10 protein-coding genes and 1 riboswitch are annotated in these 11,857 nt (G+C 70.3%); of the genes, 7 read left to right on the forward strand and 3 right to left on the reverse strand.

The window, feature by feature from the left end; translation table 11 throughout:
• Positions 1 to 33 precede the first annotated feature (33 nt).
• Positions 34 to 1,116, reverse strand: coding sequence for a histidinol-phosphate transaminase (gene hisC, locus DRB89_RS04875; protein ID WP_112448354.1), 1,083 nt, complete (start codon positions 1,114 to 1,116; stop codon positions 34 to 36).
• Positions 1,117 to 1,478: 362 nt separating this feature from the next.
• On the opposite strand from hisC, the gene DRB89_RS04880 reads away from it, so the two are divergent.
• The 3 genes from DRB89_RS04880 to DRB89_RS04890 all read left to right on the forward strand — a co-directional run bounded on the left by DRB89_RS04880 (position 1,479) and on the right by DRB89_RS04890 (position 4,994).
• The gene (locus DRB89_RS04880) at positions 1,479 to 2,594 is read left to right on the forward strand and encodes a LacI family DNA-binding transcriptional regulator (protein ID WP_112448353.1); all 1,116 of its coding nucleotides are present in this window, start codon (positions 1,479 to 1,481) and stop codon (positions 2,592 to 2,594) included.
• 230 nt (positions 2,595 to 2,824) lie between these two features.
• Entirely contained in the window at positions 2,825 to 4,027 is a 1,203-nt protein-coding gene (locus DRB89_RS04885; protein ID WP_239516018.1) for a metallophosphoesterase, read from the forward strand.
• Between the two features lie 148 nt (positions 4,028 to 4,175).
• On the forward strand, positions 4,176 to 4,994 hold the full coding sequence (locus DRB89_RS04890; protein WP_112448352.1) for a hypothetical protein: 819 nt from the start codon (positions 4,176 to 4,178) through the stop codon (positions 4,992 to 4,994).
• A gap of 7 nt (positions 4,995 to 5,001) precedes the next feature.
• Here the strand turns inward: DRB89_RS04890 and DRB89_RS42710 are convergent, their stop codons facing one another.
• Complete coding sequence (locus DRB89_RS42710) at positions 5,002 to 5,874, reverse strand: collagen-like protein (protein ID WP_204357692.1); 873 nt, start codon at positions 5,872 to 5,874, stop codon at positions 5,002 to 5,004.
• 257 nt (positions 5,875 to 6,131) lie between these two features.
• Here DRB89_RS42710 and DRB89_RS04900 point away from each other — a divergent pair, with 257 nt between their 5' ends.
• From DRB89_RS04900 to DRB89_RS04910, 3 genes are all read left to right on the forward strand, one after another.
• Positions 6,132 to 7,244, forward strand: a complete 1,113-nt coding sequence (locus DRB89_RS04900; protein ID WP_112448351.1) for a glycosyltransferase — start codon at positions 6,132 to 6,134, stop codon at positions 7,242 to 7,244.
• Positions 7,245 to 7,386: 142 nt separating this feature from the next.
• Entirely contained in the window at positions 7,387 to 7,959 is a 573-nt protein-coding gene (locus tag DRB89_RS04905) for a hypothetical protein (protein WP_112448350.1), read from the forward strand.
• 68 nt (positions 7,960 to 8,027) lie between these two features.
• Complete coding sequence (locus tag DRB89_RS04910) at positions 8,028 to 8,306, forward strand: hypothetical protein (protein WP_162688473.1); 279 nt, start codon at positions 8,028 to 8,030, stop codon at positions 8,304 to 8,306.
• Between the two features lie 56 nt (positions 8,307 to 8,362).
• Here the strand turns inward: DRB89_RS04910 and thiC are convergent, their stop codons facing one another.
• Entirely contained in the window at positions 8,363 to 10,150 is a 1,788-nt protein-coding gene (gene thiC / locus DRB89_RS04915; RefSeq protein ID WP_112448348.1) for a phosphomethylpyrimidine synthase ThiC, read from the reverse strand.
• Positions 10,145 to 10,290, reverse strand: a riboswitch (TPP riboswitch). Its footprint overlaps the gene before it by 6 nt.
• Before the next feature lie 39 nt (positions 10,291 to 10,329).
• On the opposite strand from thiC, the gene DRB89_RS04920 reads away from it, so the two are divergent.
• Positions 10,330 to 11,745: a YibE/F family protein gene (locus tag DRB89_RS04920; protein WP_112448347.1), complete on the forward strand. Its 1,416-nt coding sequence runs from the start codon at positions 10,330 to 10,332 to the stop codon at positions 11,743 to 11,745.
• The last annotated feature ends 112 nt before the right edge of the window (positions 11,746 to 11,857 follow it).

Below are 11,857 nucleotides of genomic sequence, written 5' to 3' on the forward strand. Positions count from 1 at the left end.
CGGACGGGGCCCGGGCCGGGAGGCCCGCCCCGGCTAGAACTCCTTGAAGAACGCCGCCGCCGTGTTCAGGAAGAGGTCGTTCGCCTCCGGCTCGCCGATCGTGACCCGCAGGCCCTCGCCCGCGAAGGGCCGGACCACCACTCCGGCCTTCTCGCAGGCCGCCGCGAAGTCGGCGGTCCGCTCCCCGAGCCGCATCCACACGAAGTTGGCCTGCGTATCGGGCACGACCGTCCAGCCCTGGGCCAGCAGCGTCCCGTGGACCCGAGTGCGCTCGCTCACCAGCGACCCGACCCGGCCCATCAGCTCGTCCTCGGCCCGCAGGGAGGCGACCGCCGCGTCCTGGGCGAGCTGGCTGACGCCGAAGGGCACCGCCGTCTTGCGCAGCGCCGCGGCCACCGGCTCGTGTGCCACCGCGAAGCCCACGCGCAGGCCCGCGAGCCCGTACGCCTTGGAGAACGTGCGCAGCACCGCGACGTTCGGGCGGGTGCGGTAGAGCTCGATGCCGTCCGGCACCTCCGCGTCGCGGACAAACTCCTTGTACGCCTCGTCGAGGACGATCAGGATGTCCGAGGGCACCCGGTCCAGGAAGCGCTCCAGCTCGGCACGGCGGACGGCGGTGCCGGTGGGGTTGTTGGGGTTGCAGACGAAGATCAGCCGGGTGCGTTCGGTGATCGCGTCGAACATGGCGTCCAGGTCGTGCACGTCGCCGTCGGTCAGCGGGACCTGGACGGACGTCGCACCCGAGATCTGCACGATGATCGGATAAGCCTCGAAAGACCGCCAGGCGTAGATGACCTCGTCGCCGGGGCCCGCCGTCGACTGGATCAGCGACTGGGCGACCCCGACGGATCCGGTGCCGGTGGCGATGTGCTCGACCGGAACCCCGAACCGCTCCGCGAGCTCGTTCGCCAGACCCGTGCACGCCATGTCCGGGTAGCGGTTGAACTGGCCGGCCGCCGCGACCACGCTCTCCAGCACCCCAGGCAGGGGCGGGTACGGGTTCTCGTTCGAGGACAGCTTGAACGCCACGGGACCGCCCGCCGCGGCGGGCCTCCCGGGCTTGTAGGTGGGGATGCCGTCCAGCTCGGCGCGCAGCCTCGGGCTCTTCTCGCTCACCGCAGGTCCTCCTCGACCATCCCGTACGACGTCGCCGTCGACTCAATACTCCTCACCTTATGAGGATTCCGTCCATCCGAGAACGGCAGGCGCCAGGAATGCGGGAGAGCGCACGCATATATGCGTGCGCCGGTGGCCTGCGCCGTGGCGCGCGTCCCTCGTACAGGTGAGTTGAGACCGGCCCGAGAGCGGTCCGTTTTGGCATGCCCGGGCCCGACGACAAGTGCACCCGACACTCTCCGCAACCAAACACCTCTATTTCCAAGGTCATTGGGGGTGGCGAACCGTGCAGAATCGTGCCTGTCAACGCCTGCATATGCATCCGGACCACCCGGGCCACCGAGCCCTACTATCGGCACGCCATGACAGCAGCAGGGAAGCATCAGGTGAGCCGGACCGAGACCACCCGGCGGGCCGCCGGCCGACAAAGCCGGGCCGGCATCAGGGACGTGGCCGCCGCGGCGGGCGTCTCGATCACGACCGTCTCCGACGCGCTCAATGGCAAGGGGCGGCTGCCGGACGCCACCCGCCGCCACGTTCGCGAAGTCGCAGACCGGCTGGGCTACCGCCCCTCCGCGGCGGCCCGCACCCTCCGTACCGGCAAGTCGGGCCTCATCGGCCTGACCGTGACTACGTACGGGGATGAACCTTTCACCTTCACCGAATTCGCGTACTTCGCCGAGATGGCCAGGGCCGCCACCTCCGCCGCGCTCGCTCGCGGCTACGCCCTCGTCATCCTCCCCGCCACCTCCCGACACGACGTCTGGTCCAACGTGGCCCTCGACGGCACCGTCGTCATCGACCCCTCCGACCACGATCCCGTCGTCACCGAACTGGTCCGCCAGGGCCTGCCCGTGGTCTCGGACGGCCGCCCGGCCGGTTCACTCCCCGTCACCGCGTGGGTCGACAACGATCACGAGGCCGCCGTACTGGGCCTCCTCGACCACCTCGCCGCCGCCGGCGCCCGCCGCATCGGGCTGCTGACCGGCACCACCACCGACACCTACACCCGGCTCTCCACCACCGCCTACCTGAACTGGTGCGAGCGCGTGGGCCAGGATCCCGTCTACGAGTCCTACCCCGCCCACGATCCGTGCGCCGGCGCCGTCGCCGCCGACCGGCTGCTCGCCCGGCCCGACCGGCCCGATGCCGTCTACGGGCTCTTCGACCCCAACGGCACCGACCTGCTGGCCGCCGCCCGGCGCTACGGCCTGCGCGTTCCCGAAGACCTGCTGCTCGTGTGCTGCAGCGAATCCACCGTGTACGCCAACACCGAACCGCCCATCACCACCCTGTCCCTCAAACCGCGCCGCATCGGCACCGCCGTCGTACAGCTGCTCATCGACGCCATCGAGGGCGTCGACACGGGTGGCCCCGTCGAACAAGTCGTCCCGACCGAGCTGATCATCCGCACCTCCTCCCAGCGCAGGCAGCCCCGTACGACCGTCAGTCCGCCCCGCTCCCCGGCGCAGGACTGACCACCACGCCGGCCCACCGGCGGGGCCGCCGGCCCCGCCGAGGATTTCAGCAACACCGATATCGGGAGAAAACACCAGGAACGAACGGCTCCGGACAGGATTCACCACCCCTGGTGCGTCACAGAGCGCGAGCTGCATTCCTATGATGGGCGCACGACATCACGGACCCTCCGCCCCGGAGGCGGAAGGGTCCGCAGGTGTACGGCAGCGCGACGGTGGTGGAGGGGTCGATGACTCAGGGGGCCGGTCAGGGACCCGCGGTGCGGACTGACACCGAGCGGGACTTCCGGTTGCCGGTCGCCGAACCAGCCCCGCATGCCGTGATCGCGGCGCCGACCGGGCTTCCCGGTGCCGCCTCCGTCCACGGCGCGTACCCCGCGTACTACGACCAGCCCCCGGCTCCCGTCCCCCCACAGCACGGGTACGGCTACGGACATGGCTACGGCGAACCCGTGCGCGCCATGGGCCACGCCGCGGAGGAGGACGAGCCCGACGAGGGCTACACCCCGACGCAGCGGGACCTGCCCGTCATCGGGCTCGGCGCCCTCGGCGGCCCCGGTGACACCGTCCAGGTCCAGTACGTCCCCCAGGAAGCCTCGGCGGACGGCCCGGGCCCGCTCTACGTCGTCGGCGACGTCCACGGCTACCTCGACGAACTCGTCACCGAGCTGCGGGCGCAGGGGCTCATCGACGCCGACCACAACTGGTCCGCCGGCAACGCCCGGCTCTGGTTCCTCGGCGACTTCACCGATCGCGGCCCCGACGGCATCGGGGTCATCGACCTCGTCATGCGGCTCTCCGCCGAGGCCGCCGCCGCCGGCGGCTACTGCAAGGCGCTCATGGGCAACCACGAGCTGCTCCTCATCGGCGCCAAGCGGTTCGGCGACACGCCCGTCGCCTCCGGCGCCGGCACCGCCACCTTCCAGGCGGCCTGGCTCCTCAACGGCGGGCAGCGCACCGACATGGAGCGCCTCCAGGACGTCCACCTGCAGTGGATGTCCCGGCTGGACGCGGCGGTCCTCGTGGAGGACCACCTGCTCCTGCACTCCGACACCACCGCCTACCTCGACTACGGCGACTCGGTCGAGGACGTGAACGACACCATCCACGAGCTGCTCAACCGCAACGACGCCGACATCACCTGGGACCTGTTCCGCAAGTTCACCAAGCGCTTCGCCTTCCGGGACGAGGACAGCGGCCCCGCTGCCGTCCGCGAGCTCCTCGGCACCTACGGCGGCAGCCGCGTCGTGCACGGGCACAGTCCCATCCCGTACCTGCTGGGCGAGGTGGGCACCGAGGACGGCGACGCGTCGCGCGGTCCGGAGGCCGTGGTGGGCCCCCACGTCTACGCGGAAGGCCTGGCCATCGCCATGGACGGCGGTGTCACCATGGCGGGCAAACTGCTCGTCGTACAACTCCCGCTGAACGACTAGGGCTTCCCGGAGCAGGGTATTTCCGGAAAGCCCCTGTCAAGGCACGGCATGGGCGCTCTACCATCGCTCTATCCGTAGCAGGCTCTCCTCCGTTTGTGCCGGCGCCCGGGTCTACGCGGGCATACCGGCTTCTACGGAGCATCGGGGGATGCACATGACCAGCGCTCCGCACCTGCTCACCGAAGACCGACCGGAGTTCGATCGGCTCCTCGAAGAGGCGCTGCGCACAGCGAACGACCGGCCCGAGCTCGCCTCCATAGGCGAACGGCTGAACGCCGAACAGCTGCGCACCATGGCCATGGGGGCCACCGCGCTGCTGACAGCCGCGGCGGCGGCCGAGTACGACCACTACGTGAAGGTCCGCAAGCAGCGGCAGGACGAGATCCTGTCCACGCCCGGAACCACGGCGGAGGAGGGCGGCGGACAGGGCACGGGAGGCGGCGCGGGCGTCAGTGCCGTGGTCGCGGTCCTCGCGCCGGTCCTGGCCGGCACCGCCATGCTGATCTTCCTGATGGTGGGCTACATCCTGAAGATGATCGAGCCCGAACCCGCCTTCGCCGAAACGATGCTGACGGCGGGCTGGCTCTTCGGCGGGCTCACGGCCGCGGCCCTGCTCTTCGCCGTCATCGGCCTGCTGGTGACGGCGGTCCGCAACAGTTCCACCGAGGTCGTGGCGGACGAGACCGAAGCGGTGCCCGACGAGGTGGCGCGGGCCCGGGAAGCCTGGCGCAACGCCCTGCTGGAGCGCGGCATCATGCCGTTCCTGCGGGACGCGCTGGCCGACCCCAGCGCGGCTGCCGCGCTTCCGACCCAGCGCAAACCGGGGGCCGGGCGCATCCCCAACCTGGGATACACCCGGCCCGATTTCACCAGCCCCGGGGCCCCTTCGGAGGGTCCCCGTCCCGGCTACTCGTCTCCGGACTTCACCAGCCCGGACTTCGGCGGCCCGGAGTCCGAGCCGCGGTGACTTCCCGCTACTTGGTCTCCACGGGCTTGATGTTGCGGTCCTCCCTGCTCAGCGCCTTGTGCGCGAACCGGGCCAGGCCGTTCGCACCCGGGGTGGGCTGAGGACTCGCTGCCGCCCACACCCCGGTGCAGACGAGTGCGTCCGGAGTACCGGGGTCGATGTCGCAGGAGGTCTCGTAGACGAGGCCACCCGTGGTCAGCACCTCGACGTTGACGATGTTGGCCTGCTCGGAGATCGACACCGCACACGCGTCTTCGGGGTAGGTCTCCCCCGTAGTGGTCAGGTCGTACCAGCGCCAGGGGGTCACGTTGGGCTGCAGGTCGCGGATGCCGGCGTAGGTGACGCCTGCCGAGAGCACCGCCTTGACCTCGCGAGATGCCGCGGGCCGGTGGGCGTCGACGTCGTAACACACGCCGCTGGCGCCCCGCGGGCCGGTGGGACCGGTCGGACCCGTCAGACCGTTGGTGCCCGCCGTACCCGTCGGACCGGTCGGACCCGTCAGACCGTTGGTGCCCGCCGTACCCGTCGGACCGGTCGGGCCGGTCGGACCGGTGTAGCCGCGCGGACCCGTCGGTCCCGTGTTACCCGTTTGCCCCTTGGGTCCGCGCGGACCCCGTGGGCCGGTCGGGCCCACCTTGCACTTGTCGTCGCGATCCAGCTGCACGGTCTCGACAGCCGCGTCCTGGGCCCGGGTGGCGTCCGGCCTGTGCTGCCCGGACTTGCAGGAGTCCGAATTTCCGGACGCCGCGGCCAGCCCGACGGCCGGGGACGCCATTCCCGCCAGCACCAGGGCCACCGAGGCGAACGTGCCTCCCACCAGCCACCCGGCCCGTCGGGGCACCGGCCCCAGGTACGTACGGGCCTTCTTCTCAGAACTCATCTACCGCTCCTCGCGCACACCGGATCGAATGAACCTACGAAGCCCGGAAACAAGACCAGGCTCCGCGGGCCATCCTGAGGATCCGAATCTCCCGAGTCCGACCGGCGCGCCCATCGGTCAGCGGAACGGAGCAGCGCGCACGGCCACTTGGCCGCCCGGGACACGGCCACTCGGGGCCACACACCGGCGCGGCGCACCCGCCCGGCCGAAGGCCGTCCCTAGGGTCAGCCGCCGTGAAGCCGACCATTTGCCTCTGCATGATCGTGAAGAACGAGGCCGCCGTCATCGAGCGCTGCCTCGACTCCGTGCGGGACCTCATCGACACCTGGGTCATCTCCGACACGGGTTCCACCGACGGCACCCAGGACCTCGTCCGCGAAGCATTGCGCGGCATCCCCGGAGAACTCCGCGAGGAGCCCTGGACGAACTTCGGGCACAACCGGAGCCTGAACATCGGCCATGCCCGCGGCAAGGCCGACTACCTGCTGCTCCTCGACGCCGACCTCGTCCTGCGCCGCACCGGCCGGCTGCCCCCGCTCACCGCGGACTCGTACATGCTGCGCCACGAGGGCACGACCGAGTACCGGATCAAACGCCTGGTCCGCGCCGGCCTTCCCTGGCGGTACGAGGGCGTCACCCACGAGTACCTCACCTGCGACCGCCCCGACGAGAACGACCAGCGCCCCGGAATCCAGGAGAACCTGGACGCACTGGTGATCGAGGACTACGCGGACGGCGGCTCCCGACACGACAAGTTCGAGCGGGACGCGCGCCTGCTCGGCGCAGAACTGCTGCGGGACCCGTCGAACCCCCGCACCGTCTTCTACCTCGCCCAGACGATGCGCGACATGGGCGACACCGCCGAGGCCATCCGCCTCTACGAGCGCCGCGCGGCCATGGGCGGGTGGAACGAGGAGGTCTACTTCGCCCTGCTCCAAGTCGGCGTCCTGAACGGCGAGTCCGGGGACCACCCCGCAGCCCTGGACGCCCTCTCCCGGGCCTGGGAGTCCCGGCCTGCCCGCCTGGAGGCCTGCTACGAACTCGCTTCCAGGCTGCGCCTGCTGGGGCGCCACCACACCGCGCACGCGATCACCAGGGCGGTTCTGGACCGGCCGGAGCCGGAGGACCTGCTCTTCGTCCAGCCGTGGGTGTACCGGTGGGGGCTGCTCTTCGAGCACTCCATCACCGCGTATTGGGTGGGGGACATGTCCGCCTCGCTGCGCGCCTGCGACCGACTGCTGGCCCTGCCCGATCTGCCGGAGTCCTACCGGCGCCAGACCGAAGCCAATCGGGACTTCGCGGTGAGCCGTGTTTCACGTGAAACATCGGTCCCTGTTTCACGTGAAACATCGGAGCACTCACCCGCCTAGTGCCGGGTCGAAAGCGGGCCGGCGTGTGCGCCGCCCGACCTGAGGTCAGATCGACGGACCCCCCGCTGCTGCGTAGCCGGGGGCCGTGGATGATGGCGTTGGCGGCCGGAACCGTGGCCGACGCCAAGACCGAGGAAAGCCCATGTCGACTGCCGGCCACCGGCCCACCGCGCCGTGGAGCCCCGTCCCGCACCGGCGACTCGGCAAGTGGCTCGCCATCGGTGGTTGCACCGGAGCCTTGGGCTGCGCCGCGCTGGCAGTCCTGGCAACCGTCCTCGCGCCGGTGCTGCTGGTCGCGCTGATCGCCCTGGGACGGCTTTGGGTCCCGGGAGCTCCGGGCGACGCCGTCGTGCTGACCGATGCCGAGCTGGCGGGAGTGTGGACGGACGAACGGGGCGGCAGCCTCGTCCTGGCCGGGGACGGGACGTTCAGTGCCTCATCCGCCTGTGGCGACTACTCCGACCCCGAGAGCGGGGCGGGTTCCGGATCCGATCCCACCCCGGTCAGGACGGGCACAGGCACCTGGGACACGGACTCGGACACACCGATCGGGGGCGGGCCACCGCAGTCGACCGTGCGCATCGCCTTCGGCCCGGATGAAGCGAGCACCCAGTACGAGGCGACCGGCACGACCGCGGCCCCGACGCTGTGGACGTACATCGGCGATCCCGACCACGGCGAGCGCTGCATCCTGAAGAAGCAGCGGGCGCGCTGAGCGGCGGATGTCCTGCGAGATCTTCTGGGACACCGTCTCCCGTCCCCTCGGCCGAGGGGACGGTGGCGGTGGCACCGCTGACGCCGGCGCAGCTGAAGGCTGTCGCCTTCAAAGAACGGCGAGCCGAGCGGCGCTTCGCGGATCTCAAGCAGTCGCTCTCCTCCTGCCGGACCTACGAAGGCGAGGGTTGGACCGGAAACAAGACGTTCGTCGTCGTGCGGACGGGCAACACCATCGCGTCCTTCTCGGCGCTCAACGTGGGCGGAACCTCATCGTTCCCAGCCGACCTCATCGCCCAGCAGGTCGAGCGCCTCCGCGCGGCCCAGCGAACAGGCGCACCCCAGTAACGACAGCGGCCCGCGACTCCCCCCATGAAGGTCGCGGGCCGGTCGGTCCGACGGGGTCAGTCGGCCAGCGGGAGGTACACGCGGTTGCCCGCGGCCGCGAACTCGGCGGACTTCTCCGCCATGCCCGCCTGGATCTCCTCGGCCTTGAGGTCGCCGCCGTGCTGCCGGCGGATGTCCTGCGAGATCTTCATCGAGCAGAACTTCGGACCGCACATGGAGCAGAAGTGCGCGGTCTTCGCCGGTTCGGCCGGGAGGGTCTCGTCGTGGAACTCACGGGCCGTGTCCGGGTCGAGGGCCAGGTTGAACTGGTCCTCCCAGCGGAACTCGAACCGCGCGTCCGACAGGGCGTCGTCCCACTCCTGGGCGCCCGGGTGGCCCTTGGCCAGGTCTGCCGCGTGCGCCGCGATCTTGTACGTGATGACGCCGGTCTTCACGTCGTCGCGGTTCGGCAGGCCCAGGTGCTCCTTGGGCGTGACGTAGCAGAGCATCGCGGTGCCCCACCAGGCGATCATCGCGGCGCCGATGCCCGAGGTGATGTGGTCGTAGGCGGGCGCGACGTCCGTGGTCAGCGGGCCGAGCGTGTAGAACGGCGCCTCCTCGCAGATCTCCTGCTGAAGGTCGATGTTCTCCTTGATCTTGTGCATCGGGACGTGCCCGGGGCCCTCGATCATCGTCTGCACGTTGTACCGCTTGGCGATCGTGTTCAGCTCGCCCAGCGTCTTCAGCTCCGCGAACTGCGCCGCGTCGTTGGCGTCCGCGATCGAACCGGGACGCAGCCCGTCACCCAGCGAGTAGGTGACGTCGTACGTCGCGAGGATCTCGCAGAGCTCCTCGAAGTTCGTGTAGAGGAAGTTCTCCTTGTGGTGTGCCAGGCACCACGCTGCCATGATCGAACCGCCGCGCGAGACGATGCCGGTCTTGCGGCGCGCGGTCAGCGGCACGTACGACAGCAGCACGCCGGCGTGGACCGTCATGTAGTCGACGCCCTGCTCGGCCTGCTCGATGACCGTGTCCTTGTAGATCTCCCAGGTCAGGTCCTCGGCACGGCCGTCGACCTTCTCCAGCGCCTGGTACAGCGGCACGGTGCCGATCGGAACGGGAGAGTTGCGCAGCACCCACTCGCGGGTGGTGTGGATGTTGCGGCCGGTCGAGAGGTCCATGACCGTGTCGGCGCCCCACTTGGTCGCCCAGGTCATCTTGTCGACCTCCTCCTCGATCGAGGAGGTGACGGCGGAGTTGCCGATGTTGGCGTTGACCTTCACCAGGAACCGCTTGCCGATGATCATCGGCTCGATCTCGGGGTGGTTCACGTTCACCGGCATGACCGCGCGACCTGCGGCGATCTCCTCGCGGACGACCTCGGGGGAGACGTTCTCGCGGATCGCGACGTACTCCATCTCCGGGGTGATCTCGCCCCGGCGGGCGTACGCGAGCTGCGTGACGGCGGCGCCGCCACGGCCCCGGCGGGGCTGGCGCGGGCGACCCGGGAAGACCGCGTCGAGGTTCTTGAGGCCACCGCGCGGCGAGGTGTGCTTGATGCCGTCGTCCTCGGGGCGCACGGGACGGCCCGCGTACTCCTCGGTGTCGCCGCGGCCGATGATCCAGTTCTCGCGCAGCGGCGCCAGGCCGCGGCGGACGTCGGTCTCGGTCTGCGGGTCGGTGTACGGCCCGGACGTGTCGTAGAGCGTCACGTCCTTGCCGTTGGTGAGGTGGACCTGGCGGACCGGCACCCGGATGTCGGGCCGGGAGCCCGCCAGGTATCCCTTGTGCCAGCCGGGCTGGCGCTCGGTCTGGCCGTCGGCGTCCTGGCTGACGGCAGGCGTGCGTGCGTCCTGAATGGTCATGAGACCTGATCTCCCTACGCCGGCATTACCCGGTAACAGGTTCGGCGGTCGACGCAGCCTCTTCCCGTACACATCTCTGATGTGCGTACGGTGATCAGCGCCCTCTCAGCCCGGTGCTCCGAGCTCCCGCGTTGTGCAAAGTAGCCCCCACGCTAGCGTCATCTGTGGCGTGCTGAACAGTGGGCCCCCTCATCTGTTGCGATGATCAGCCGGTGACGTCCTCGCCGCATCCCCCCACCGAGCCCACAGATCCCTCGGATCCCGCCGGTCACACCGGCCACGCGCACCCGGAGCCGGGGCACTCCCACGGACACTCCCACAGCCATGGCCCCGCGGCCCCCGTGTCGAAGCACCTGCGGAAGGTGATCGCGGCCGTGCTGATCCCCTTCGCCACCGCCGTGGTGATCGGCATGGCGGTGCTGTGGCCGGGCGGCGCCCCGGGCCACGAGCGCACCGGGGTGGGATTCGACCGGCAGACCCAGCAGGGCAAGGTCGTCTCGCTGGAGCAGGTCGACTGCAAATCCGTGAACGTGGCACAGGTGCCCGCCACGGGCGACACCTCGACCCCCGAGGGCCGCGAAGCCGTGGCCTCCCAGACCGGCGACTGCAAGAAGGCCACCGTCGCGGTCGGCAGCGGCCCGGACAAGGGACGCGAGTTCGTCGAGATCGTCCAGCCCGGCGCGCCACGCCAGTTGACGAACGGCCAGGAAGTGGTGGTCGCCTACGCGCCGGACGCGCCGCGGGACCTCCAGTACTCCGTGATCGACGTGAACCGCAAGCTCCCCATGGCCGTACTGGCCGGCATCTTCGCCCTCGCCGTCGTCCTCGTCGGGCGGATGCGCGGGCTGTTCGCGCTCATCGCGCTGGCCGTCAGCTTCGCCGTACTGACCCTCTTCATCCTCCCGGCGATCCTTCAGGGATCGAACCCGCTGGTCGTGGCGGTGGTCGGGGCCAGCGCGATCATGTTGATCGCGCTCTACATGTGCCACGGCCTGACCGCCCGCACCTCGGTCGCGGTCCTCGGCACCCTCGTCTCACTGCTGCTGATCGGCCTGCTGGGCTCGCTGTTCATCGACTGGGCGGTCCTCAGCGGCAACACCGACGACAACACCGGGCTGATCCACGGGCTCTACCCCGACATCGACATGAGCGGTTTGCTGCTTGCGGGTGTCATCATCGGATCGCTGGGCGTACTCGACGACGTGACGGTCACCCAGACGTCCGCGGTCTGGGAACTCCACCAGGCCGACCCCTCGATGGGTCCGCGAGGCCTGTACCGGGCAGGCATCCGGATCGGTCGCGACCACATCGCCTCCGTGGTCAACACCTTGGTACTGGCCTATGCGGGCGCGGCGCTGCCGCTCCTCCTGCTGTTCTCGATCGCGAACAGCAGTATGGGTTCGGTGGCCAACAGCGAGCTGGTCGCGGAGGAGATCGTACGGACCCTCGTGGGCTCGATCGGACTGGTCGCCTCGGTACCCGTGACGACGGCGCTGGCCGCGCTGGTGGTGTCCGCCGACCGCACGCCGGGCCCGGCGGCCGCGGCGGCCGCGGGGCCGCAGCGCGGCGGCCGGGGCCGGCGGCGCAAGCGTTGAAGGGGCGGACCGGCGGGCGCGACTGGTCAGGCCGCGCACACGGCCGGTCGCGGGGAACGGCAATGCGGAGCACTCAGCGCGTCGGCACGCTGAGCCGTGATGCGGTGTCACT

The sequence above is a fragment of the Streptomyces sp. ICC4 genome (assembly GCF_003287915.1).
Classification (GTDB): Bacteria; Actinomycetota; Actinomycetes; order Streptomycetales; family Streptomycetaceae; genus Streptomyces; species Streptomyces tritrimontium.

Coding starts and splice junctions, on each gene's coding strand:
- DRB89_RS04880 (WP_112448353.1), top strand. CDS start 1,479: ATGACAGCAGCAGGGAAGCATCAGGTGAGCCGGACCGAGACCACCCGG.
- DRB89_RS04885 (WP_239516018.1), top strand. CDS start 2,825: ATGACTCAGGGGGCCGGTCAGGGACCCGCGGTGCGGACTGACACCGAG.
- DRB89_RS04890 (WP_112448352.1), top strand. CDS start 4,176: ATGCACATGACCAGCGCTCCGCACCTGCTCACCGAAGACCGACCGGAG.
- DRB89_RS42710 (WP_204357692.1), bottom strand. CDS start 5,874: ATGAGTTCTGAGAAGAAGGCCCGTACGTACCTGGGGCCGGTGCCCCGA.
- DRB89_RS04900 (WP_112448351.1), top strand. CDS start 6,132: ATGATCGTGAAGAACGAGGCCGCCGTCATCGAGCGCTGCCTCGACTCC.
- DRB89_RS04905 (WP_112448350.1), top strand. CDS start 7,387: ATGTCGACTGCCGGCCACCGGCCCACCGCGCCGTGGAGCCCCGTCCCG.
- thiC (WP_112448348.1), bottom strand. CDS start 10,150: ATGACCATTCAGGACGCACGCACGCCTGCCGTCAGCCAGGACGCCGAC.